This is a genomic window from Bradyrhizobium niftali (assembly GCF_004571025.1).
Taxonomy (GTDB): domain Bacteria; phylum Pseudomonadota; class Alphaproteobacteria; order Rhizobiales; family Xanthobacteraceae; genus Bradyrhizobium; species Bradyrhizobium niftali.
The window spans coordinates 218,813-242,021 of the sequence record NZ_SPQT01000011.1; the positions used below are offsets into that span (position 1 = coordinate 218,813).

Annotated in this window: 20 protein-coding genes; 9 read left to right on the forward strand and 11 right to left on the reverse strand. The window is 65.5% G+C overall.

All coding sequences use genetic code 11. From position 1 onward, the window contains the following. Nucleotides 1–137: 137 nt before the first annotated feature. The 5 genes from E4K65_RS20815 (at nucleotide 138) to E4K65_RS47370 (ending at nucleotide 6,900) form a co-directional block, all read left to right on the forward strand. Nucleotides 138–926, forward strand: coding sequence for a DUF1217 domain-containing protein (locus tag E4K65_RS20815; protein ID WP_167770983.1), 789 nt, complete (start codon nucleotides 138–140; stop codon nucleotides 924–926). Between the two features lie 3 nt (nucleotides 927–929). After that, the gene (gene flgF, locus E4K65_RS20820; RefSeq protein WP_135175753.1) at nucleotides 930–1,658 is read left to right on the forward strand and encodes a flagellar basal-body rod protein FlgF; all 729 of its coding nucleotides are present in this window, start codon (nucleotides 930–932) and stop codon (nucleotides 1,656–1,658) included. 36 nt (nucleotides 1,659–1,694) lie between these two features. Further along, nucleotides 1,695–3,020, forward strand: a complete 1,326-nt coding sequence (fliI, locus tag E4K65_RS20825; RefSeq protein ID WP_027546099.1) for a flagellar protein export ATPase FliI — start codon at nucleotides 1,695–1,697, stop codon at nucleotides 3,018–3,020. 851 nt (nucleotides 3,021–3,871) lie between these two features. Continuing rightward, nucleotides 3,872–4,519, forward strand: coding sequence for a MarR family winged helix-turn-helix transcriptional regulator (locus tag E4K65_RS20830; RefSeq protein WP_135175754.1), 648 nt, complete (start codon nucleotides 3,872–3,874; stop codon nucleotides 4,517–4,519). Between the two features lie 1,316 nt (nucleotides 4,520–5,835). Beyond that, entirely contained in the window at nucleotides 5,836–6,900 is a 1,065-nt protein-coding gene (locus E4K65_RS47370; protein WP_167770984.1) for a ketopantoate reductase family protein, read from the forward strand. 40 nt (nucleotides 6,901–6,940) lie between these two features. Here E4K65_RS47370 and E4K65_RS20850 read toward each other — a convergent pair whose 3' ends face one another. After that, nucleotides 6,941–7,525 (reverse strand): LysE family translocator, encoded by a 585-nt coding sequence (locus E4K65_RS20850; protein WP_135175755.1) that lies wholly within the window; start codon nucleotides 7,523–7,525, stop codon nucleotides 6,941–6,943. 186 nt (nucleotides 7,526–7,711) lie between these two features. On the opposite strand from E4K65_RS20850, the gene E4K65_RS20855 reads away from it, so the two are divergent. Beyond that, nucleotides 7,712–9,223, forward strand: a complete 1,512-nt coding sequence (locus E4K65_RS20855) for a helicase HerA domain-containing protein (protein ID WP_135175756.1) — start codon at nucleotides 7,712–7,714, stop codon at nucleotides 9,221–9,223. Nucleotides 9,224–9,226: 3 nt separating this feature from the next. On the opposite strand, the gene E4K65_RS20860 is transcribed toward E4K65_RS20855, so the two are convergent. From E4K65_RS20860 to E4K65_RS20900, 9 genes are all read right to left on the reverse strand, one after another. Further along, nucleotides 9,227–9,967 carry an ABC transporter ATP-binding protein gene (locus tag E4K65_RS20860; protein WP_135175757.1) on the reverse strand — a complete coding sequence of 247 codons (741 nt, stop codon included), beginning with the start codon at nucleotides 9,965–9,967 and terminating at the stop codon, nucleotides 9,227–9,229. Beyond that, the gene (locus tag E4K65_RS20865; protein WP_167770985.1) at nucleotides 9,964–10,809 is read right to left on the reverse strand and encodes an ABC transporter ATP-binding protein; all 846 of its coding nucleotides are present in this window, start codon (nucleotides 10,807–10,809) and stop codon (nucleotides 9,964–9,966) included. The genes E4K65_RS20860 and E4K65_RS20865 overlap by 4 nt, the downstream gene beginning before the upstream one ends. Next, nucleotides 10,809–12,632 (reverse strand): ABC transporter permease, encoded by a 1,824-nt coding sequence (locus tag E4K65_RS20870; protein WP_135175759.1) that lies wholly within the window; start codon nucleotides 12,630–12,632, stop codon nucleotides 10,809–10,811. The genes E4K65_RS20865 and E4K65_RS20870 overlap by 1 nt, the downstream gene beginning before the upstream one ends. 136 nt (nucleotides 12,633–12,768) lie before the next feature. Beyond that, nucleotides 12,769–13,926, reverse strand: coding sequence for an ABC transporter substrate-binding protein (locus tag E4K65_RS20875; protein WP_135175760.1), 1,158 nt, complete (start codon nucleotides 13,924–13,926; stop codon nucleotides 12,769–12,771). Nucleotides 13,927–13,985: 59 nt separating this feature from the next. Next, entirely contained in the window at nucleotides 13,986–14,570 is a 585-nt protein-coding gene (locus E4K65_RS20880) for an alkylhydroperoxidase domain protein (RefSeq protein WP_135175761.1), read from the reverse strand. 11 nt (nucleotides 14,571–14,581) lie between these two features. Further along, complete coding sequence (locus tag E4K65_RS20885; RefSeq protein WP_167770986.1) at nucleotides 14,582–15,181, reverse strand: CMD domain protein; 600 nt, start codon at nucleotides 15,179–15,181, stop codon at nucleotides 14,582–14,584. 37 nt (nucleotides 15,182–15,218) lie between these two features. After that, the gene (locus tag E4K65_RS20890) at nucleotides 15,219–16,256 is read right to left on the reverse strand and encodes a putative FMN-dependent luciferase-like monooxygenase (RefSeq protein ID WP_167770987.1); all 1,038 of its coding nucleotides are present in this window, start codon (nucleotides 16,254–16,256) and stop codon (nucleotides 15,219–15,221) included. Nucleotides 16,257–16,382: 126 nt separating this feature from the next. Next, on the reverse strand, nucleotides 16,383–17,177 hold the full coding sequence (locus tag E4K65_RS20895) for a MetQ/NlpA family ABC transporter substrate-binding protein (RefSeq protein ID WP_135175780.1): 795 nt from the start codon (nucleotides 17,175–17,177) through the stop codon (nucleotides 16,383–16,385). Between the two features lie 214 nt (nucleotides 17,178–17,391). After that, nucleotides 17,392–18,849 (reverse strand): MATE family efflux transporter, encoded by a 1,458-nt coding sequence (locus E4K65_RS20900; RefSeq protein WP_167770988.1) that lies wholly within the window; start codon nucleotides 18,847–18,849, stop codon nucleotides 17,392–17,394. Between the two features lie 143 nt (nucleotides 18,850–18,992). On the opposite strand from E4K65_RS20900, the gene E4K65_RS20905 reads away from it, so the two are divergent. Further along, nucleotides 18,993–19,571 carry a TetR family transcriptional regulator gene (locus tag E4K65_RS20905; RefSeq protein ID WP_135175765.1) on the forward strand — a complete coding sequence of 193 codons (579 nt, stop codon included), beginning with the start codon at nucleotides 18,993–18,995 and terminating at the stop codon, nucleotides 19,569–19,571. 74 nt (nucleotides 19,572–19,645) lie between these two features. On the opposite strand, the gene E4K65_RS20910 is transcribed toward E4K65_RS20905, so the two are convergent. Next, a complete protein-coding gene (locus E4K65_RS20910; protein ID WP_135175766.1) occupies nucleotides 19,646–20,833 on the reverse strand; it encodes a CaiB/BaiF CoA transferase family protein in 1,188 nt (395 codons plus the stop codon). Between the two features lie 163 nt (nucleotides 20,834–20,996). Between E4K65_RS20910 and E4K65_RS20915 the strand changes: the two genes are divergently transcribed. Both E4K65_RS20915 and E4K65_RS20920 read left to right on the forward strand, forming a co-directional pair. Further along, a complete protein-coding gene (locus E4K65_RS20915; protein WP_135175767.1) occupies nucleotides 20,997–21,884 on the forward strand; it encodes a VOC family protein in 888 nt (295 codons plus the stop codon). A gap of 120 nt (nucleotides 21,885–22,004) precedes the next feature. Next, a complete protein-coding gene (locus E4K65_RS20920; protein ID WP_135175768.1) occupies nucleotides 22,005–22,736 on the forward strand; it encodes a hypothetical protein in 732 nt (243 codons plus the stop codon). Nucleotides 22,737–23,209: the final 473 nt, after the last annotated feature.

Genomic DNA, 23,209 nt, shown 5'->3' on the forward strand with positions numbered 1-23,209 from the left:
ACTCCATCGCCGATCCCACCGGGAATATCTAGTCGGCGACGCTTGCGCGAGGCTGGCTTCCCGCATCGCCAGCCTCACGCAAGCAATTCGCGGCAGCTTGGGACGCAGTCGCAATTGCGGCCAAAGAGGCGCGGGTCATGCTATCCACCATCGCGGACTACACCAGATTGACCCAGGACCTGGGCAAGTCGATGACGCAGGTCGCGAAGCAGCCGGATGTCAGCCGCGAGACCGATTACTTCCTCGGCCATATCGGCAACGTGAAGACGATCGACGACTTCCTGAAGGACTATCGCCTCTACACCTATGCGATGAAGGCCTATGGCCTCAGCGACATGGCCTACGCCAAGGCGTTCATGCGCAAGGTGCTGACCGAGGGGGTCTCGGACAAGGACGCCTTCGCCAACAAGCTCACCGACACCCGTTACCGCGAGTTCGCCACGGCCTTCAATTTCGCCGCCCTCGGCGCCAACGCGACCTCGACCACCGCAGCCACGACCGGCACGGCCACCCAGTACGTCACGCAGACGATGGAGCAGAAGGCCGGCGACCAGAACGAGGGCCTGCGGCTGGCGCTCTATTTCACCCGCAAGGCGTCCACGATCACGAGCGCCTACCAGATCCTCGCCGACAAGGCGCTGACCCAGGTGGTCCAGACCGCGATGGGCTGGTCGCCGACGATCAGCTCGTCCGATATCGACGCCCAGGCCAAGATGATCACGGACAAGATCGACCTGACCGATTTCCAGGACCCGACCAAGGTCACCAAATTCGTGCAGCGCTTCGCGGCGATGTGGGACGCGACCCAGGCCCAGAGCGACAACTCGACCAACCCCGCGTTGGTCCTGATCGGCAGCGCGGCGACGTCGGCCAGCCTGGATACCGACATGCTCGCGACGCTTCAGAACATCAAGTTCAACAGGTAAATCATGCAATCGGCTCTCTATGTGGGATTGTCGGCCCAGGTCGCCCTCGAAAAGCGCCTCCAGACGATCGCCAACAACGTCGCCAACGTCAACACGGCGGCGTTCCGCACCGACGTGGTGAAGTTCGAGACCGTGCTGTCCAAGGCCGGCGCGACCCCGGTCGCGTTCTCCTCGCCCGGCGACAACATCATCTCGCGCGAGACCGGCAGCATCACCGAGAGCGGCAATCCGCTCGACGTCGCCGTGGTCGGTCAGGGCTGGCTCGCCTTCGCCGGCCCGAACGGCACCGTCTATACGCGTGACGGCCGCCTCCAGATCGCCGCCAACGGCGACCTTCAGACGGTGGCCGGCTTCCCCGTCATCGACGCCGGCGGCGCGCAGATCACGCTCGACCCGAACGGCGGGCCGGTCTCGATCGCCCGCAGTGGCGCGATCACCCAGGACAACAACGAGATCGGCACCATCGGCCTGTTCAACATTCCCGCCGACGCCAATCTCGAACGCTACGGCAATTCGGGCGTCACGCCCGACCGGCCCGCGACCGCCATCGCCGACTTCTCCCGCGACGGCTTCAAGCAGGGCTATGTCGAGGGTTCCGGCGCCAATCCGATGATGGAATTGACCAAGCTGATGGCGGCCTCGCGCGCCTTCGACGGCACCAATTCGATGATCGAGGGTACCGAGAGCTCGCTCCAGAACGCAATCCGGACGCTGGGCGAGCCCGGCAAGTAGAGTGCGCCTCGCGCGCAATGAGGGTGGACGGTTTCCTTGAACGCTCTTCGGCAACTCGAGTGGGCGCTGCTGGAGCTTCAGCAGAGCACTCCCCTGGCAAGCGTCAGCGGCGCGATCTCCGAGATCGCGCCGACGCATTTCCGTGTCTCCGGCCTGTCGCGCTTCGTCAGGCTCGGTGAACTCATCGGCGTCAACTCCGGCGGCAAGCCGCAGATCGGCGAGGTGGTGCGGATCGACAGCGAGGGCATCATCGCCAAGCCGTTCGACCGGCAATTTGCCGGTGGTCTCGGCTCCGTCGCCTACCGGATGCCGCCGCTGTCTTTCGCGCCCGATCCGAGCTGGAAGGGCCGCGTCATCAACGCGCTCGGCGCCCCGCTGGACGGACAGGGTCCGCTGACGCCGGGATCGCGGCCCGTCTCGGCGGAGGCCGAGGCGCCCTCGGCCATGAAGCGCGCGCGCGTCCACAAGCCGCTGCGCACCGGCGTGCGCGTCATCGACCTGTTCGCCCCGATCTGCGCCGGCCAGCGCGTCGGCATCTTTGCCGGCTCGGGCGTCGGCAAATCGACGCTACTCGCGATGCTCGCCCGCAGCCAGGGCTTCGACACCGTCGTGCTGGCGCTCGTCGGCGAACGTGGCCGCGAGGTGCGCGAATTCATCGAGGACGTGCTGGGCGCCAACCGCAATCGTGCGGTCACCATCGTATCGACGGGCGATGAAAGCCCGATGATGCGGCGCCTGGCGCCGAAGACGGCCATGGCGGTCGCCGAATATTTCCGCGATCGGGGCGAATCGGTCCTGCTGGTGGTCGATTCGATCACCCGCTTCGCCCACGCCGCCCGCGAGGTCGCACTCGCCGCCGGCGAGCCCGCGGTCGCGCGCGGCTACGCGCCGACGGTCTTCACCGACCTGCCGCGCCTTCTGGAGCGCGCCGGCCCTGGCGAGGAGGGATCCGGCACCATCACCGGGATCTTCTCGGTGCTGGTCGACGGCGACGATCACAACGAGCCGATCGCCGACACCATCCGCAGCACGCTCGACGGGCACATCGTGCTCTCCAGGCACATCGCCGACCAGGCGCGCTACCCGGCCGTGGACGTTCTGGCCTCGGTCTCCCGCCTCGCCCATAACGTCTGGGACCCCGAAGAGCGCGAATTGGTGAGCAAGCTGCGCACCATGATCGCCAAATACGAGGACACGCGCGATCTTCGCCTGATGGGCGGGTACCAGTCGGGACGTGATTCGGGCCTCGACCAGGCGATCGACCTGGTTCCGAGGATCTACAGCGCCATGCGGCAAGACGCATCGGCTCAGCCGAGCGCCGATCCGTTCCGCGAGCTGAGGGACATGCTCAAGGGCGACTAGCAGGTGAGACCGCGCGGGGCGCGCCCGCGATCTCGCCCTGCTCATTATTTCAACAGCCGGTCCGCGCATGCAGTCACGCTGCCGGCGCATGCACATCCATCGCCGCCACCGCGGTCCGTCGTCAGCGCATCAACCGTTCGGATGAATGATCGGGCGGCCGCGACGGAAGCGGCTGAGGGATGACACCGCGACGGCAGCCGCAACAACCGCCGCGTGTAATCCCTGCAAATTCCCTCGGCGATTCTCGGGACTCATCGCACAAGTTGTGGATGACTCATCAACGCACATCACCCTTGTCATGCACAAGCTTCGATCAACTTGCATCGACGGCGGACAACTACGTGCCCTGCAATCAAACCGTCATATAACTGCGGGCATGCTCGTAGGACTCCGTATTGCGTTCACTATCATGTGTCCCTAAGAGCGAGATTGTCTTGAACGTTACATTCACCTGCAACGACATCCAGTCTCCGTGAGTGTCTCTACTTGATTTTGTTGAGAAGGTCATTCATCGTTTCGGTGGAATATCAAGAAACGTCTTCTTGTGACTTGTACTCAGAGGCTTCGGTTGAACAATTCCGGTCCATCGTCCGTTCGTGGCGGCAACTCGGGCTCCCGCGCGACGACGACGCGATTGGCATGCCCTCCGCGAGCCGGCCTCTCGCTCCGGAAGACGCGACGCACGCTGGTCCAGGTCGGGCGCGTTGCAGTCCGAGCCGTCGAGCAGGAATCGGGCACGACGTGCTTCTCGGACATCTCCGGAGGTCTGACGTCTTCCGAAGTATTCGCGAACCACGGTGCAAGGCGGCTTCGGGACGCCGCAGACGAAGTTCCGGGGACGAGGTAAATCCATGCCATTGGCACGAGAAGCCGTCGAGCTGCTGGTCCAGGCGGCGAGGGCTTGGTATTTCGAAGGCAATCAGCATGGATTGCGCGATCGGGAATGGATGGCGCTGCGCTTTCTCAACCGCGCCAACAGGTTTTCGCGCACACCGTCCGCGCTCGCCGGCTTCATCGGCGCCACCAGAGCGACTGCATCGCAGATCGTGAAGACGCTGGAGAGCAAGTCCTTCCTGGTGCGAAAGCCCTCGCACGAGGACAAGCGTTCCGTGGTGCTCCACGTCACCGCGCAGGGCGAGAAGTGCCTGAACCAGCACGACCCGATCAACCACGTGTTGAATGCGGTCACGGCGCTCGGAACCGACGAGTGTCTCAGGCTGCGCGACTCGCTGCGGGAGATCCTCAATCACCTCGACGCAGCTCACCAACGGCTCGACGCCAGCATCTGCCGGGACTGCATGTTTCTCGCCGAGCGCAGCCCTGGCGTCGGCCCGGCCGCCGCGAAGGGGCGCGCAACCGCAGAATTCATGTGCCGGCTGTATCGCGCCCCCGTCTCGCTCGAGGAGACCGAGCTGCTCTGCACCAGTTTCGAGCGCACCCGCGACCGCCCGAAGATCGAGGAGCATCTCGACCGCGCGCGCGTGGCGAGCCAGGGATGAGGCGAAGGCCCGCAGCCTGAGCGCAACGTCCGCACGGATCGCGCGGCCAAAGCTTGCGGAAGATTTCGCGGCGCTCGCAATGACGGCACCATCAGCTCCGTCATCCCCGCGCAACGGCGAAGCCGTTGCGCAGGGGTGACGGTGAGAGATAAAAGCCCGTAGTTTCCACATCGTCATTGCGAGTGCAGCGACTTGTCCGCCGAAGCTTTAGCGAAGGCGGAAGCAATCCAGAAGCCCTCCGCGGCAAGACTCTGGATTGCGTCGCTGCGCTCGCAATGACGGAGCAAGAGGCATCGACTTCGTCTCCAAGTACCACTGTCATTCCCCGCGAAGGCGGGGAATCCAGTACGGCGCGGCCTCTCGGGCTCAATCACAACCGTCGCTGGAATACTGGATCGCCCGCCCCAGTGCGCAAGTGCGCACAAGGCGGGCGATGACGGCGAGTATGTGGTCGCAGACACGCCTTCGCGCTCTCGCGGCGGATTTCGCCCGAGCTTTGCTTCATCGCTCCACCCTCTCTAGGCCAAGAGGGCGCAGGGAAGGCCGGGTGCCGGCTGGCACCCACGGTCCGCTGTGCGCGTGTAGCGCATGAAAAGATGCACAGCGGCATACAGGTGCAGCCAAAACACTCGGCCTTCCCTGCGCAGTGGCCTGACGGCTTATGCCGTGCTCTCCCGGGAGCCGAATTCCTTCTGGCCTCCCTCACCCCGCGAATTGACGATGCCGTCCGCCCGGTTGGGCTCGCGTGCACCTCCGCGAAAGGCTTGACCGTAGCAACGACGGCCAGGACCACACGGTTTTGCCGTACGCGCATTCGCTGACCGCCGCAGGGTTCTCCGGCCTTGTCGACGTAGCCGGAAAAATGCTGGCGAGACGAACTTTCAGCGCCGCTCATCTGCACGCGGTTTCGGGCTCACGGGGACTACCCGCCCTGCCCGCGCCATGTCGTGCCGACGCCGCCGCGTCCACCGCAACCCGGCTCGCGAAAAATGACGACACATGATCGCCCCTCAAGGTCAAGCCGGGATGGACGACACATACGACAAATCCGAATTTCGGTAAAGCGGAATATTTCTGCGCGGACGGATTGACAGGCCCTGCCGGTGTTTTGCCCGTCGGGCTTTGAGGCTTCGCCATCCGGGGCAAAAACCCTCGCATGACGCGTCGCTCCGGATCATTGGGGGAATGTGTGGTGGTAGTCTTGTATGCATTATCCCAGTTGCCATCGCCGGGCACTTCGCTTTAGATGCCGCCAACTCGCCCTCGGATGACGGCCGAGGCTCAAAAATCCGCAGAAATTGTCAAAGGGACGAAGCATGGCGCGCAATATTCTGATTCTTGGGGCTTCCTACGGCTCCCTGCTGGGCACGAAGCTGCTGATGGCGGGGCACAATGTCACCCTGGTCTGCCGCGCCAAGACCGCTGAGCTGATCAACCGTGACGGTACCGAGGTACGCATCAAGCTGCGCGACGAGGCGGTGCACCGGGCAATCTTCTCGCGCGACCTGCCCGGCAAGCTCGACGCGGTGACGCCGGGCGATGTCGACGTCTCCCGTTACGACATGGTCGGCCTCGCGATGCAGGAGCCGCAATACACCAACCATACGGTGCGCGTGCTCATGGTCAAGATCGCCGCGGCGAAGCTGCCGTGCCTGTCGATCATGAACATGCCGCCGCTGCCCTATCTGAAGCGGATCCCGGCGCTCGCAGGCATGGATCTCGAGGAGGCCTACACCAATGCGCAGGTGTGGGAGCGGTTCGAGCCGGGGCTGGTGACGCTGTGCTCGCCCGACCCGCAGGCCTTCCGCCCGCCGGAGGAAGCCGCGAACGTGCTTCATGTCGGCCTGCCCACCAACTTCAAGGCATCGGTCTTCGCCGACGACAAACACAACAAGGTGCTGCGCGAGCTCGAAGCCGACATCGACGCGGTGACGCTCAACGGCCTCGACGTGCCGGTGAAGCTGAAAGTGTTCTCGTCCCTGTTCGTGCCGCTGGCGAAATGGTCGATGCTGCTGACCGGCAACTATCGCTGCATCACGCCGCACGAGCCGCAGTCGATCCGCGACGCCGTGCACGGCGATCTCGAGCGCTCGCAGACGATCTACGATCATGTCGACGCGATCGCCCGCCGCCTCGGCGCCGATCCGCAGGATCAGGTGCCGTTCGCGAAATACGCCAAGGCGGCCGAAAGCCTGCTCAAGCCGTCGTCGGCCGCGCGCGCGGTGGCGAGCGGCGCGCCCTTCATCGAGCGCGTCGACCTGCTGGTGAAGCTGATCTCGCATCAGCTCGGCGCGCCCAACCCCGAGATCGACCGCACCGTCGAGACCGTGGACCAGAAGCTGAACGAGAAGATCGTGCAGGGCGGATCGGGCGCGCAGTAGCGGCACGCCGCTTCTGTTGCGATCGTGCGATCCTCGGCGCTCACGCGCTCAGGAATGATTGGAACCAGATCAGGCCGGTCACCGCGACGAGCGTGACCGCGCCGGTGCGCGTGATGATCTCGGGGTGGCCGAGACGACGCGCGCCGCGGCCGAGCGTTGCGCCGAACGCAATCCACGCAGCTCCCGCGGCGACGATCTGAAGCGCGATCATTCCGAGCCAGGGCAGGAGCTCGAACGGTCCGGCCTGGAGCGGCAGGAGCAGGAAGGCGAACACAATCGCCTTCGGATTGAGCAGCGTGGTGATCAGCACCTGGCGGAACGTCACCACGGCGCCGCCGCGCAGCTCCCGCGCGTTGACGCGCCAGAGCATGACGGCAAGGCCCAGGATGTAGACACTGACCGCTACGCGAAGCACGACGGCCGCAAGCGGAATGCCGCTCACGACGGGACCGAGCGCCAGCCGCAGCAGCGCGATCGCCGCGAGATAGCCGAACAGCTCGGCTGCGAGCAGATGGAGCGACCGCGAGATCCCGATCCCTGCTCCCGACGTCGCGAGCAAGGTGTTGGTCGGTCCCGGCATGGCGAGGAGGAAGCAGGTCGCCGTGAAGAAGGTCAGGAAGTTCATGCACCCAGCTAACAGGTCTCGGGGTCATGGACCTTGATCTGCGTCATTCCACGCGGGCGGAACGGTTCCCGGTCACGCCTGAACTCCGCCGTGGGCAACAGAGCATGATTCGCGCTGCGGCGCTCGACGCGCCGCGGCCGGGTTGATAAGCCCCTGTCCGCGAATGATGGGGACTTGAGTCGGGACATGACGGTTGCGATCGAGATGGGGCTGACCACGGCGGGCGCCGCGGCGGCCATGGACCTCGAGGAACTGCTGGCGACCCGCCTCCTGGTGCAGGGCAATTCGGGCTCCGGCAAGTCGCATCTGCTGCGGCGGCTGCTGGAGCAGAGCGCGCCCTGGGTGCAGCAGGCCATCATCGACCCCGAGGGCGATTTCGTCACGCTGGCCGAGCGCTTCGGCCATCTCGTGATCGAGGCCGAGGATCACACCGAGCGCGGCCTTCAGGTCGCCGGTGAGCGCGCGCGGCTGCATCGCGTTTCCACCGTGCTCAATCTCGAAGGCCTCGACGCCGAGAACCAGATGCGCCGCGCCGCCGCGTTCCTCGGCGGCCTGTTCGACGTCGATCGCGACCATTGGTATCCGATGCTGGTGGTGGTGGACGAGGCGCAGCTGTTCGCGCCGGCGGTCGCAGGCGAGGTGTCGGACGAGGCGCGGAAACTGTCGCTCGGCGCCATGACCAATCTGATGTGCCGCGGCCGCAAGCGCGGGCTTGCCGGCATCATCGCGACCCAGCGGCTGGCGAAGCTCGCCAAGAACGTCGCGGCGGAAGCCTCCAACTTCCTGATGGGCCGGACCTTCCTCGACATCGACATGGCGCGCGCCGCCGATCTGCTCGGGATGGAGCGGCGGCAGGCGGAAGCCTTTCGCGATCTCGAGCGCGGGCAGTTCATGGCGCTGGGACCTGCGCTGTCGCGCCGTCCGCTGCGATTGAACATCGGTGCGACCGACACCCAGCCGCGCAATTCGACGCCGCGGCTGATGCCGATGCCGGAAGCCGCACTCGAGGACATGCGCGCCGTGATCCTGGCCGCGCCGCCGCCCGACGCCAGCCGGCCGCAGCGCCGCCCCGCGCCGGACCTGCTCGAACAGCTCCGCGCGGCGAAGGCCGCCGCGCCGGAGATCCGGCCCGAAGCGATCGAGCTGCCGGTCAGCGCCGAGGAACTCGCCGAGCGGCGCGAGCGCGTGGACCGGACCTTGCGTGCCGTGCTCGCCGAGCCCGATGCCGGCTTCCGCGCCATCGGCGTGCTCTATCAGGAATTCGTGGTCCGCTGCCGCATCGAGGGGCTCGGCGCGGCGGTGCCTGACCTCAACGAATTCCGCCGCATGCTGACGCATGCGCGCGCCGGGCTCGGCGCTGACATCGCTGATGACGACGCCTGGCAGGACGTCTCGCTGCGCGCCTCGATCCTGCCCGACGACATGCAGGGCGTGTTCATGATGATCGCCCGCGCGGCAAAGGAAGGCTGGCCCTGCCCGGGCGATGCCGCGATCGCCCGCGCCTATGGCTCGCATTCGCTGCGCCGCGCGCAGCGCCTGCTCAGCTACATGGAGGAGCAGGGTCTCATCGTCTGCCAGCTCGACGGCGGCGGACGCAGGATCGTCACGCTGGTGGAGCTGGCCTGGGCGACCGCGCCCGGCGATCCGAATGGCGACGATCTGCCGGCAGAGCCGGCGCAGAGCGCGGCTTCGGCCTGATCGCTAGGCCGCCTCGGCACCGCCGAGATAGGCGTCACGCACCCGCGGATCGTCCTTCAGCGCCCGCGCGGGACCGGAGAGCACGATCTTGCCAGTCTGGAGCACATAGGCCTCGTGCGCGATCTCGAGCGCGAGGCTGGCGTTCTGCTCGACCATGAACACCGACACGCCCTCCTGGTTGATGGTGCGGATCAGCTCCAGCACGCGATCGACATAGAGCGGCGACAGCCCCATGGTCGGCTCGTCCATCACGATCATCCTGGGACGGCTCATCAGCGCGCGCGCCATCGCTACCATCTGCTGCTCGCCGCCGGACAGCGAGCCTGCGCGCTGCGACAGCCGCTGGCCGAGCTTCGGAAACAGCGTCAGCATCTTGTCGAGATCCTGCGCCACCGCATCGCGGTCGTTGCGCACGAAGGCCCCCATCAGGATGTTCTCGCGGACGGTCATGTCCGCGAACAACCGCCGCGCCTCCGGCACCGAGGCGATGCCGCGGCGAACGATCTGCGGCGTGGAGAGGCCAATCAGCGAGGCGCCGTCGAACGTCACGTCGCCGGAACGCGGTTTGACGAGGCCGAGGATGATCTTCATCGTCGTCGACTTGCCGCTGGCATTGCCCCCGAGCAGGCAGACGATGTGGCTGCGCGCGACCGTGATCGACAGGTCGAAATGCACCTGGGCCTGGCCGTAGAAGGTGTTGACGTTGGTCAAAGCGAGCAGCGGTTCGGGTACGTTGGTCGTCATGCCGCGCTCTCCTGCTCCGCCGTCCCCGACAGGCCGTGACCGAGATAGGCCTCGATCACCTTGGGATCCTTGCGCACCTGTTCGCCCGGCCCTTCCGCGATCTTCTTGCCCTCGTCCATGACGATGACACGGTCGGAGAGGCGCATCACCATCTCCAGCTTGTGCTCGATCAACAGGATCGTCAGCCCTTCCGCCTTCAGCTCGGCGACCAGCGCCTGCATCTCCGCGGTCTCGGTCGGGTTCATGCCGGCGGTCGGCTCGTCGAGCAGCAACAGGCGCGGCTTCAAGGCGAGCGCACGGGCGATCTCGACGCGGCGGCGGTTGGCATAGGAGAGACTGTAGGCCGGCTGGTCGATCCGCGGCAGCAACCGTTCGCCGAAGCGGGCGAAGATGGCTTTCACTTCCTCGCGCAGCCGCTCTTCCTCGGCCTTGACGCTGGCGGGACGGAGCAGCGCCAGACCCAATTCCAGCAGCGGGCCGATCACCGGCACGGCCGGCTTCACCGCACGCAGCCGCGTGTGCGCGCCGATCAGGACGTTGTCCATGACGCTGAGATTGCCGAAGACGCGGCCGAGCTGGAAGGTGCGGGCAATGCCCTCGGCCGCCAGCCGCTCCGGCGAGAGGCCGGTGATGTCCTGACCTTCGAAGCGGACCACGCCGGCGTCGGGCCGGTCGAGCCCGGTCACGAGGTTGAACAACGTCGTCTTGCCGGCCCCGTTCGGGCCGATGATGCTGACGAGCCCGCCCCTGGCGAGGTCGAGATCGATGGCGTCGACCGCGGTGAGGCCGCCGAAGCGCCGCGTCAGCCCGCGCAGGGATAGCATGGTTGTGTGCTCTGCCATCACATCGTCCCCAACAGGCCCTGCGGCCTGAACCGCACCAGCAGCAAGAGCACGATGCCGTAGATCAGGATGCGGTACTCCGCCGCGATCCGGAACAGTTCGGGCAGGCCGACCAGCGCCACCGATCCGACGATGGCGCCGACGACGTTGCCGAGCCCGCCAAGGATCACGACCGTCAGCGCCAGGATGGATTGCTGCGTGTTGAAGGTCTCGTGGTTGATGTAGGAATAAAGATGCGCGGCGATGCCGCCGCTGACGCCGGCGGCAAACCCGCCGAAGATGAAGGCGAGCGACTTGTAGCGGTTCAGGCTGAGGCCATAGGCGCGCGCGGCGATGTCGTCATCGCGAATGGCGCGGAAGCTGCGGCCGAGATGCGAGCCGAGCAGACGCGCCTGGAGCAGCGCCAGCACGATCATGACCACGAGGCTGAACCAGTAGATCGAATTTGGACTGATCAGGTCATAGCCGAACAGCGACAGCGGCGGGATGCCAGAGATGCCGATCGGACCGCGCGTGACGCTCTCCCAGTTCAGGATCACCAGCGACACGATCTCGCCGATGGCGAGCGTTGCGATCGACACATAGTGCCCGCGCAGGCGGAACGACGGCGAGATCAAGGCGGTGCCGAGCGCGGCGCTCATCAGGCCGCCGCCGATGATGGAAAGGCCAACCGGGACGGCGAAGCCCAGCGACAGCAGCGCCGACGTATAGGCGCCGATCGCCAGCAGCGCCGCGTGCCCGAGCGAGACCTGGCCGATCGTGCCTGCAACGAGCGTCAGGCTGAGCGCGAGCATGCCGAGCAGCCAGGCGTTGATCAGGGTCTGGAGGACGTAGAAGGACACCGGGAACAGCGGCAGGATCGCAAAGGCAGCGGCCGCGACCAGCAGCGCCCAGCGTGGAATGCGCACCGGCCGGCTCGGCGCGATGAAGGTGCCCGTGAGCGGCTCGGGCGGTGCCTGCCGCGCGCTGGCGAACAGGCCGTTCGGCCGCAGCACCAGCACGACGACCAGCAGCAGGAACGCGAACAGGTTGCGATAGCTGGTGCCGAACACGGCGACGCCGTAGCTCTCCACCAGTCCCAGCAGCAGGCTGCCGATCACCGCGCCCGGCACGTTGCCGGCGCCGCCGACGACTTCGGCGACGACGCCCTTGAGCGTCGCCTGTAGGCTCATCGCGGTGTCGATCTGGTTGTAGTACATGCCGACCAGCATGCCGGAGACGCCGCCGAGCGCAGCGGCAATGCCGAACACGGCCTGATTGACGCGGTTGACGTCCACGCCCATCTGCATCGCGGCATCGCGATCCTGCGCGGTGGCGCGCACCGCCCAGCCGAGCTTGCTGTAGCGCAGGAACACGAACAGCAAGAGCGCGCTGGTGATGCCGACGCCGGCGATGAGCAGATCGAGCGGCCCGATCGTGCCGCCACCGATCTGGAAGCGGACGTCCGGCAACTGGCTCGGCAGTGCGCGCGGATTCGGCGAGAAAGTCAGCATCACCAGCTGATCGAGCACGAAGCTGATGCCGATGGTCGCGAGCAGAGGTGCGATGCGCACCGAGTTCTGGAGCGGCCGCAGGCCGAACCGCTCGATGACCAGCCCGACCAGCGCGGCGGCGACCGCGACCACGATGATGGTGAGCGGCAGCGGCGTATGCAGCTGCACCACCGCGACCCAGCCGATATAGGCGCCGACCAGATAGATCGAGCCTTGCGCAAAGTTGATCAGCCGGCTGACGCCGAAGATCAGCGCGAGCCCGACCGCAACGAGGGCGTAGACATTACCGACGATCAGCCCGTTGATCGTGTAGTCGAGCCAGGAAGACACGCAGCGTTCCTATTGAAAAGAGAGCAGGCCGGAGCGAGCAAGCGCGATGAGATCATCGCGATTTGGTTTGTTTTTACGCATGATCTCTTCGGAAAACCGCTTCGCACTTTTCCGGATCATGCGTCCGGCCATCATGTCAGGTCGGCTTGCCGTCCCAAAGCGCGAACTGCCCCTTGCGCACGACCAGCTCGGCATTCATGGCGCCCTTGACCCGGCGGCTCTCGACGTCGAACGTCGCGGTCCCGAAGATCACGCTCGAGACATCCTTCACTTTCGCGAAGGCGTCGCGGACGGCGCGGCGATCGGTGCCGCCGATCTTCACGACCGCGGCTGCCATGTGCATCGCGTCATAGGAATAGGCGTTGAAGGCGTCGGGCTCCTGCCCGTTGTACTTGGCCTTAAAGCCCGTGATGAACTTCTTCACCTCGGGCCTGGGATCCTCGGGGAAATAGCGCGTGCCGAGATGGACGTCCTCGACCGCCTCGCCGCCGAGCTCCAAAAATTTCGGCGAGTAGACCGAGCTTGCCGCGCAGATCGTCTGCTTGAGGCCAACCTGACGCGCCTGGCGCGCGATCAACGCACCGTCGGAATAATAGGAAATCAGGATCAGCCCGTCCGGACTGGCATCGCGCACGCGCACCAGCGTGGAGCGGAAGTCGCGCTCCTCCGCGATGTAGCCCTCGGTCACCGCGATCTCGGCGCCGTACTCCTTCGCCGCCTTGACGAAATAGTCGCGGCTGGTGCGGCCCCAATCGGTGTTGAGATGCAGTATCGCGAGCTTCTTGAGACCGAGGCGCTTGACGGCATAGGCCGCCAGCAGCGGCTGCTCGTCGGCCTGGCTGACGGACGTGCTCCACATGAAGTCACCGCCCTTGGTGAAATCGGGATGCGAATTGGTGAAGCCGAACTGCACGAGGCCACCGCGCTGATAGATCGGGGATGCCGCCATCGAGGCGGGACTCGAGAAATCGCCGAGCTCCATGACGATCCTGGGATCGGAGACGAACTTCTGGGCAATGGCCACCGACTGGCGCGGGTCACTCTGGCTGTCCTCGAACTGATAGGCGAGCTTGCGGCCGTTGATGCCGCCGGCCGCCTGGATCTCGTCGAGCGCGAGATCAAAGCCCTGCTTCCACTGCGTGCCGTATTGCGCGTTCGGCCCGGTCAGGGGGCCGCTGACGCCGAGCAGGATCGGCTCGGACGACTGCGCAAACGCGCTGCGCGAGAAGGCCGCTCCCGCCATCATGGCGGCGAGCGAGCCCTTGACCAGGGTACGGCGATCGATGTTGCTCATCTACGGCTCCATCCACTCAATGTTGAAACAAGCAGCAATTTCCATGCCGGTGAGATTGCCTATTTCGAGGGCTCACCGAGCGACAGCATCAGCCGGTTCGCCCAGTTGAAGAACGAGGCGCCGTTGATGACGTCGACGATCTCCGCGTCATCGAGACCGGCGCGGCGCAGCTCCTCGACATTGTCGGGGCCGAACGCGATCGGCGTCGCGGCCAGCGCCACCGAGGCCTTGACCACGGCATTCCAGCGCTCGCCGAGATCGGCCTTGACGCCTTCGTCGAGCAGCCGCTGCACGTCGTCGCGGCGTTTGGAATAGGTGCTGGCAAATCGCGCATGCACGGAAGCACAATAGATGCAGCCGTTGTAGCGCGAGGTCGCGGCGGCTGCGAGCTCGCGCTCGGCGCGCGGCAGGCCGTCGGCGACGTTGTAGAAGATGTCCTTGTCGGTCTTGGTGCGGGCTTCCAGCACCTCGGGATCGCGCACCAGCAGGCGGAAATATTCCGACTTGGCGCGGGCGCGATCGACGAGGCCGGCGAAGTGCCGCTCGGTCAACTCGGCCTCGGGCAGCGGGTCGATCCACGACACCCAGCCGAGCTCGTCCTGGGTGAAGACGACGGGCGGATTGACTGTGTTTGCAGCGCTCATGATGCAGCCTCCTACGCGCTTGCCGCTGCGAGCGTGCGCAAGCCGCTGACGACGCGGACCTGAAACGACAGGAACGCAACGAGTTGGGAGAACGTGACGATGCCGGTGGTCGACCAGCCTGCGGCGAGCAGCGCCTTCATGTCGGCGGATGCGGCATCGCGCGGCCGGAACACCAGTAGATGCGCATGCTCGAGCGCCGCAACCAGCCGGGTGCCAAGCTGCGGTTTGCGTTCCGCGCTGACGCGGTAGATCAAGCCAGCCTTGTTCTCGACCGACAACGGTCCGGCCGGAAAGGCGCCGTAGGGACCTGAGGTCTTGCCGCGCTCGATCTCGATCTGGATCGGCTCGACCAGCGCCGTTCCATCCGCATTCGCTGCGAGCTTCTGGCGATAGAAGGCGGCGACGGGGGACTCGCCATGGAGCCCCGTCACGAAGGCCGCAACGGCGGCACGTTCGGCAAGCGAAAAATCGCCGGCGTCGATCGGCTCGAATAGCGAGAGATAGCTCTTCTGCGCGTTCTCGCGCGCCTGCAGGCGGCGCGCGCGGATCGCGTCCAGGCCGGAGCCTGGCTCAATGCCGGCGAGCGTGTCGATGATATCTTTCGTGCTCATCATTCAACCTCGTGTCACGCGATCACATTCATTCCGGCTAGCCCGCGAGGGCGACATCGGCCGCCGCCGTCCGGGCCCAGCCCAGCGCCGGCGCGACCTTGTCCGCGACCAGCTCGATCGAGCGCAGGATATAGGGGTGCGGGGCATCGACCGAATGCGCCTGAAAGACCAGATCGGTCACCCGCTCCAGCGTCGCGTCGCCACGCAGCGAGGCGATGACCTCGTCGGCGGCGCCGACATGGGTGTCGAACGCGGTGATCATCTCCTCCAGCGTCTCGCCCGGGGGAAGATGGCCGCCCTTCATGAATTGCGGCAGCGCGCGCCGCAATCCGATGTCGGCAAGGCGCATCGCCTCGCGATGGTCGTCGGCGACGAAGACGCTGCGCGAGGCCATGATGCGCGGCTCGCGTCCCGGCGGCAGCGCTGCGAGATAGGCGTCGATGATCGGGTTCTGGATCTCGGCCAGCGTTGCGCGCGGCGCCTCCTTGGTCCGCGGCTGCGTGCGCGAGAGCAGGAGGCCGTCACCCGCCTTGCCGGCGCGGGCGCCGCCGGCGACCGAGAATGTCGCCTGCCAGATCCGGCCGTCCAATTGCGGCCGCTGCGGATAGAGCGTGTCGCCGCCGGTGAGCGGCTTGCCGGCGAGCGCGGTGCGGACGACCGCGAGATTGCGCGCAAAGATCTCGTTGCGCTGGGCGCCGTCGAGACCGAAGGCGGCAAAGGCCGACGGATTGCCGCCGGTGCCGACGCCGAGCTCGAACCGGCCGTCGCAGAGCAGGTCGAGCACCGCGGCATCCTCCGCCACCCTCACAGCGTTCTCAAGCGGCAGGGTGACGATGCCGGTGCCGAGGCGGATGCGCGAAGTCTGTGCGGCAACGTAACCCAGGAAGGTGAAGGGCGACGGCAGGCCGCCCTCGCGCTCGTGAAAATGGTGCTGCGCGATCCACGCGGAATCGAGCCCGGCCTTCTCGGCGCGCACGATCTGCTCGGCGGCGAAGCGATAGCGGTCCGCCGGCGGCGCCTCGTCGAGAAGCCGCGTGAAGAAGCCCAGTCTTTTCAGATTTGCGAACCGTTTCATGCCAACCGCGCCCAACGTTGCAACAGCCCGCATGATGTCCGCTGCCGCAGCGCGAGGCAAGCAGCCGCCGCGCAGGGCTGCCACCCCGGAGCCATCCATTCCTGCCGAAGATACGACGCCGGCTGCCTACCAGCTGGGCAGCACCGCCCCCTTGAACTTGGTCAGGACGAACTCCTTCACCTCAGGCGTGTGATAGCTGTTCACCAGCACCTTGACCCAGGGCTTGTCCTTGTCGGCGGCGCGAACCGCGATCAGGTTGACATAGGGTCCCTTCGGGTCCTCGCGCAGAATCGGATCCTTGACCGGATCGAGGCCCGCCTGGGTTGCATAGTTGGTGTTGATCGCGGCTGCGTCGACGTCGTCGAGCGCGCGCGGCGCCTGCGCGGCGTCGACCTCGATGAACTTCAGCTTCTTGGGATTCTCGGTGATGTCGAGCACCGTGGGCTTGAAGCCCGTGCCATCCTTCAGCTTGATCACGCCCTTGTCGCGCAGCAGCAGCAGCACGCGGCCTCCATTGGTCGGATCGTTCGGGATCGAGACCTTGCCACCCTCCGGGATGTCGGCGAAGGCCTTGTGCTTCTTCGAATAGACGCCGATCGGGAAGTTCACAGTCAGGCCGACGGCCTCGATCTTGTAGCCGCGGTCGGCTTTCTGGTTGTCCAGATACGGCTGGTTCTGGAACGAATTGGCCTGGATCTCGCCGGCATCGAGCGCGGCGTTCGGCACGACATAATCGGAGAACTCGAGCAGCTGGATATCGAGCCCCTGCTTGGCGGCGATCGGCTTCACCGCCTCGAGGATCTGCGCGTGCGGCCCCGGCGTCACGCCGATCTTGATGGTCTCGGCTGTTGCTGTGGCCGACCAGGCGGCGAGCACGGTCGAGAGGATCAGGGGGAGGCGAAACGACATCTTGGTCTCCATACGTCTGCGACAACGATTGGAACCGTATTCGCTTCTCCGCAGGATGAAATCAATAAAATGGAAATCCATATTGGCCGCCTGGGCGGGCGAGCCTTTCTCCATTCGGCACCAAACAGGAAACGAATTCGCGGCGCCGACGGCGCTACAGTTGCTGACCCAGGCGCTACTGCCTCGGTGCTCGCGGTTGGCGTCGCCAGCATCCATTGATGCCGGTCTACTCGGACCGCCAGGTCGACGGCGACAGCATGATCAGGGCGCAGATCGCGGCATAAACGGCGAGCGACACCGCGACCATGGTGGCGAGCCCCGCCATGCCCGCGCCAAAGCTTGCCACCGCGATCCAGCCGCCGCCGCCGGCGATCAGGATCCGCGCGATCGAGGAGGCGAGCGGTCCCATGGCGCGCCCGGTGCCCAGGGCCGCGAAGGACGTGACGAAGCCGAAGCCGAGGGCGGCATAGGCCGGCGCCACGATGCGCAGATAGGTCATGCCTTCGCTCACCACCTCGGCATCGTGGCTGAAGAGATTGAGCCAGGTGGTCGGGAAGATCGCGACCAAGAGGCCGATCGTCCCGGTCATGACCATGCCCACGATGCCGCTGATCCAGCCGATCCGACGCGCCCGCGCGGTCTGGCCCGCGCCCATGTTGACGCCGACCATGGTCAGGGTCGCCGTGCTGATGCCGAACAGCAGCGGGATCATGATGTAGTCGAGCCGCGAGGCGATGCCGTAGCCTGCGAGCGCGGAGGTGCCGAACAGGCCGACCGCGCCGGTGACGAGGATGACGGTGAGGTTGGTCAGCACCGCATTGAAGGCGGTTGGAATGCCGACCTTCAGCATGTCGCCGAAGATTTTTGGGCGGAGCGGCACGATGTGCAGCTTCAGGCCGGTCGCACCCGAGGCCATGTAGCGCAGCAGGAACAGCATGGCCGCGCCATAGTAGAGGCCGAAGGCGACGCCGGCGCCGCCGATGCCGAGCCGCGGGATCGGCCCGAGGCCGAAGATCAGCGCCGGCGAGACCGGGATGGTCACGATCGCGCCGACCAGCGTCACCAGCGCGGGCACCTTGACGTTGCCGGAGCCGCGCAGTGCCGCTGCCTGGAGGTTGACGATCCACGCCGGAATGGCGCCGGCGAACAGATAGTTGGAATAGGTGGTGGCCGCAGCGAGCGCATCGCCCTGGCCGCCGAGGGTACGGTAGAGCCACGGGCCGCCCAGGATCACGCCGAGCGTGAACACGCCGCCGGCGAGGATGGCGAGCACGACGGCATGAAACAGCGCCGCCTCGGCGTCGTCGCGACGGCCCGCGCCGACCGCGCGCGCCACCGAGGACGCAACGCCGCTGCCGAACCCGCCATTCGACATCATGGTCATCAGCATGAAGATCGGGAACACCAGCGCGGCGCCCGCCAGCGCATCGGTGCCGAGAAAGCCGACATAATAGGCCTCCGCGATATTCACCGCGGTTTGCGCCACCAACACGGTCACGGTCGGCGCGGCCAGCTTGAGCAGCGTGGGCAGGATCGGCGCGGCCAGCAGGGCCGCTCGCCTCTGCTCAGCCGCGCTTGGGGTGACGGCGACGCCTGGCACAGCCGCCTGGCGAAGCGGAGCGGCGGTATGGGCCACGACTTGCGCGCCGGGCAAGGCCGGGGCGGCGGCATCCTCGACTGACATGGCCATGGTCCTTGCCCACCTGCCGGACCGCCGCCGATCGGCCGCCCATTGCATGACGCCCATAATGTAATATTATGATCGTAATGCAATAGCCCCCTCCTCACGATTTCGTTGGCCGGGGTAGGCATCCCAAGGAGGCGCGATTGGCGCGGTACGACAAGGGACACCGGGACGCGACACGGCGGCACATCGTCGACGTCGCCTCGGCGCAGTTCCGCGAGAGCGGCATCGCCGCCGTGGGTCTCGCCGGCATCATGTCCGAGGCCGGCCTGACCAACGGCGCCTTCTACACACATTTTGAATCCAAGGAGGATCTGGTGCGCGCGGTGCTGCTGGATGCGCTGGAGCGGCGCGAGCAGCGGCACAAGGACAATCTCGCAAACGGCATCGCGCTGGAGACCACGATCCGCGACTACCTCTCCCCGCGTCACCGCGACCACGCAGCGGCCGGTTGCCCGACTGCGGCGCTCGCGTCTGAGATCGCGCGGCATCCCAAGGCGACGCGCGAGGCCTTCACCGGAAAGATGTCCGACATCATCGCGCTGATGGCGGCGCAGATGCCGGATGGCTCGGCTGCGGAGCGCCGGCGACGCGCGATTTCGGTCTATGCGACCATGGTCGGCGCGCTGCAATTGTCGCGCGCCGTGAGCGACAGGCAATTGTCGGAGGAGATTCTGGAGAACGCGGTGAAGGCCGCGCTGTCGCTTGCGAATGCGCGGTGACGCGTTCGAAATCTTCGGCGGCCCAACTGTGGCCATTTGTCGGCCGCCGCAACCGCGGTCGCTCGCCGACCCGGCTAGACGATGCCGCTTTGCCGCAGCGCCGCGATCGCGGCCGCGTTATAGCCGAGCTCCGCGAGGACGCGATCGGTATGCTCGCCGAGCGTCGGCGGGCGGCTCGCGATGTCACCCGGCGTTTCCGACAGCCGCACGGCGGCTCGCGCCACCGGCGCGGGCTTCGGCAAGCCCGGATAATCGACGTCCTGCATGAAGCCTGCGGCGCGAATGTGCTGATGATCCAGCGCCTGTTGCGGGCTGAGCACGGGCCCAGTCGGAATCATCGCGTTGCCCAGCGTGTCGACGGCTTCCTGCGTGGTGCGCTCGGCGCACCAGCGCGCCATCCGCTCGCTGATGACGGGGCCGTTGTTGCCGCGGCTGATATCGTCGGCAAAGCGCGGATCGTTCAGCCACTGGTCCTCCTCGCCCATCAGCTTCGCCCAGCGCTTGAACAGCGGATGACCGGTGACCTGGCACAGCACCCAGCCGTCCCTGGTGCGGTAGATGTCGGCTGGCGCGGCGGTCTGGCCGAGATTGCCTGTTGGAACGCGGTTGACGTTGATGACGGCCTGTTCGATCAGCGTGGCATTGGTGAAGGACAGCGCGGTGGCCAGCAGCGCGCCCTCGACGATCTGCCCGCGCCCGGATTTCGCACGTTCCATCAGCGCGGCGAGCGTCCCGAACGCGCAGTGCAGCGCGGTTCCGAAATCGACCCAGTTGACCGCGGCGCGGTAGGGCGGATCGCCGGCGCCGGTCATGTACACCGAACCCGACATGACCTGGCCGACACCGTCGAAGCCGACGCGGTCGGACCAGGGCCCCGGCCCGCCGAACGCGGTTGCCGTCGTCAGGATGATGTCGGGCTTGATCGCGCGAAGCGAGTCGTAATCGAGCTTCATCGCGCGCAGGGTCTGCGGCGGCAGGTTGGCGACGACCACGTCCGCGGTCGCAACCAGGCGGCGCATCACCTCCTGCCCCTCCGGCTTCATCGGATCGAGCGTGATGCACTTCTTGTTGCGGTTGACCTGGAGGAACAGCGCGCCCTCGCCGCCTTCGCCGACCGGCGCGACGAAGCGGTCCTCGCTGCCGTCGCGCTTTTCAACACGAATGACCTCGGCGCCGAATTCGGCCAGCAAGGTCGCGCAATAGGGACCCGCGATATAGCGTCCGAAATCGACGACGCGCACGCCTTCCAGAACTCCTCCCATCGACCCTTTCCTTGATGTCTTCCCGCCAGATTACAGGGACTGGTTGCCGGGGCAAGGTGGCTGACAGCATGCCTCGATCAGCAGATGTGATCGGCGGGCGGTTCGACTGGCCGATGTTCTGCTCTACTATGGCCCGTCCGTCCCACACCCAGAGCGCACAGCCATGCCGCAACAATTCGATCGATCCGCTGAAGATCTCGGCAACGCGATCCATTTCGAGCACGTCAACATCCAGGTTCCGGATCAACGCCTGGCGACGTTATTCTACGTCACGGGACTTGGGCTCACCCGCGATCCCTATCTGATGGTGTCCGACACCAACATGTGGATCAACGCCGGGCGGAGCCAGTTTCACCTGCCGAGCGGCAGGCCGCAGGTGCTGCGCGGCCATACCGGCCTCGTCATCGAGGGACGCGAGGCGCTGCTGGCGCGATTGGCATCGGTCGCGAAGAAGCTCGAGGGCACGGCATTCACGTTTGCCGAACACAATGACCATGTCGAGGCCGTCTGTCCGTGGGGCAACCGCATGCGCGTCCATGAACCGGACGCTACGCGCTTCGGGCGCATTACGCTCGGCATCCCCTATGTCGAATTCGAGGTGCCCATGGGAACGGCGCCGGCGATTTGCGCCTTCTATCCTGACATCATGGGCATGCCCGCCGAGCAACGGAATGGCGACGGCAAGGTTGCGGCGGTGAAGACGGGCCGCGACCAGCACCTGCTGTTTCGCGAGACCGATCGGCCGCAACCCGACTATGACGGGCACCATGTGCAGATGTACATCACCGACTTCTCCGGTCCGTACCGCAAGCTGCTCGCACGCGACCTGATCTCCCGCGAGGACAATCAATACCAGTACCGGTTCTGCGACATCGTCGATCTCGACAGCGGCAAGAAGCTGTTCACGGTCGAGCACGAGGTGCGCAGCGCAACCCACCCGATGTTCATGCGGCCGATGGTCAATCGCAATCCCGTCGTCACCAACCGGAACTACGCCTTCGGCCATGATCAGACGTCGTGGGCGATGGGGCCGGATCAGTACGACGGATAGGACGCGGCAAGTTCGGATCCAGCCGCAGATCGCGGCGCGCGCTCACCTCTTCTGCTAAGGTTCAGACGCAGCGGGACAATTTCGACTTTCGCCCGCGCCTTGCAAGTGAGTTTTCTATCAATGATTAAGCGCGGTCTGTCGGTATTCGATCCGCCTAAAGACCTGGTCGACGCCTCTGGGGTGACACCCAAGCTGAGTGAAGACGAGCGCGTTATCTGGATCGGCACGCCAGGATGGTTCAGTACTTTCTTCTGCTCAACGGCAGTTCCTACGTGGGGAGCTTTTTGCCTGGCGCTGTTCGCGTATCATGGAATTTATGCGCTAACACCCGAGCAACACGCCATTGAAGGGCTCGTAAGAGGACGATGGATAGTTGTCTGCGTGATAGTCGTATTTGCCTTCATACCTCAGTTATTCGCGCTGGGGATCGGCGGGGCCTTTGCGTATATTCTCACGACAGAACGAATGATCGTAAAAATCGATCAGACAAGAATGTTCGTCAGATGGCTTAGGTACTTCAAGAGCGTCGCCGATACGGATGGCTTTGCTACATATGATTTGAAATATCTCAACGGCGCTCGCGTCTATGCCGGCTTGTGGAGCTACGGAAATGTAAGCGTCCGCCATATCGTCGGCTCGTTTGGCGAACTCAGATACGACCCATATAGATCTGAGCCAGTTTTTCGTGACCGCAGATACGTGAAAGTATTCTGGCGCAGGTTGCCTCACTTCCGTTTGGCCGAGACACCTTGCAACGTGTACTTCGGTATCAAGGATGTAGGCAGGCTCGGTGATCTTCTTAATGATCAATGCGCGGCCGATATTGAGCGCATAGCTTCCCGACGACGCTGACGCGAAAGCTGGAGGCTCGTCAAATGGGCTAATTCGGCGGACCGCGCTAATTTGCAGGCATGTCTGGAAGTGGCCCTTCGTGACATACCGCGCTGCCGCACGAACTTGGTCGCTATAGGAGCAAAGCGGAGGTAGTCACCAGTCACATGACGCCGCCGGGTTTATAGGTACACGGCCTTCTGTAATGGGCCCGATGATGTCAAGCCTCCCGAGTGAATGTCACGCCGCCGAGCTCATGCTTCTGTCCGTGGTCAACGCCTGGTCGCCACATCATGCTGTCAGAGGGAGCGGTGAGCCTATCTAGATACGCGTGGTCCGTCAGAAGACGGCCACTGGGCGTGTAACGGCTTCACCGGATCCACCGTCCCGGCGACGGGACTTCGGGCACCAGGCTCAGTTCAGCCCGGTTGCATTCCAACTCTTCTCCTCGTGTTCTATGCTGCGATCGGGCCCGCGTCGGTCCATCGGTAAGT

Coding starts and splice junctions, on each gene's coding strand:
- E4K65_RS20895 (WP_135175780.1), bottom strand. CDS start 17,177: ATGGAGACCAAGATGTCGTTTCGCCTCCCCCTGATCCTCTCGACCGTG.
- E4K65_RS20910 (WP_135175766.1), bottom strand. CDS start 20,833: ATGGGAGGAGTTCTGGAAGGCGTGCGCGTCGTCGATTTCGGACGCTAT.
- E4K65_RS20885 (WP_167770986.1), bottom strand. CDS start 15,181: ATGAGCACGAAAGATATCATCGACACGCTCGCCGGCATTGAGCCAGGC.
- E4K65_RS20855 (WP_135175756.1), top strand. CDS start 7,712: ATGACGGTTGCGATCGAGATGGGGCTGACCACGGCGGGCGCCGCGGCG.
- E4K65_RS20900 (WP_167770988.1), bottom strand. CDS start 18,849: ATGTCAGTCGAGGATGCCGCCGCCCCGGCCTTGCCCGGCGCGCAAGTC.
- E4K65_RS20815 (WP_167770983.1), top strand. CDS start 138: ATGCTATCCACCATCGCGGACTACACCAGATTGACCCAGGACCTGGGC.
- flgF (WP_135175753.1), top strand. CDS start 930: ATGCAATCGGCTCTCTATGTGGGATTGTCGGCCCAGGTCGCCCTCGAA.
- E4K65_RS20865 (WP_167770985.1), bottom strand. CDS start 10,809: ATGGCAGAGCACACAACCATGCTATCCCTGCGCGGGCTGACGCGGCGC.
- E4K65_RS20830 (WP_135175754.1), top strand. CDS start 3,872: ATGCCATTGGCACGAGAAGCCGTCGAGCTGCTGGTCCAGGCGGCGAGG.
- E4K65_RS20920 (WP_135175768.1), top strand. CDS start 22,005: ATGATTAAGCGCGGTCTGTCGGTATTCGATCCGCCTAAAGACCTGGTC.
- E4K65_RS47370 (WP_167770984.1), top strand. CDS start 5,836: ATGGCGCGCAATATTCTGATTCTTGGGGCTTCCTACGGCTCCCTGCTG.
- E4K65_RS20890 (WP_167770987.1), bottom strand. CDS start 16,256: ATGAAACGGTTCGCAAATCTGAAAAGACTGGGCTTCTTCACGCGGCTT.
- E4K65_RS20860 (WP_135175757.1), bottom strand. CDS start 9,967: ATGACGACCAACGTACCCGAACCGCTGCTCGCTTTGACCAACGTCAAC.
- E4K65_RS20880 (WP_135175761.1), bottom strand. CDS start 14,570: ATGAGCGCTGCAAACACAGTCAATCCGCCCGTCGTCTTCACCCAGGAC.
- E4K65_RS20875 (WP_135175760.1), bottom strand. CDS start 13,926: ATGAGCAACATCGATCGCCGTACCCTGGTCAAGGGCTCGCTCGCCGCC.
- E4K65_RS20915 (WP_135175767.1), top strand. CDS start 20,997: ATGCCGCAACAATTCGATCGATCCGCTGAAGATCTCGGCAACGCGATC.
- E4K65_RS20850 (WP_135175755.1), bottom strand. CDS start 7,525: ATGAACTTCCTGACCTTCTTCACGGCGACCTGCTTCCTCCTCGCCATG.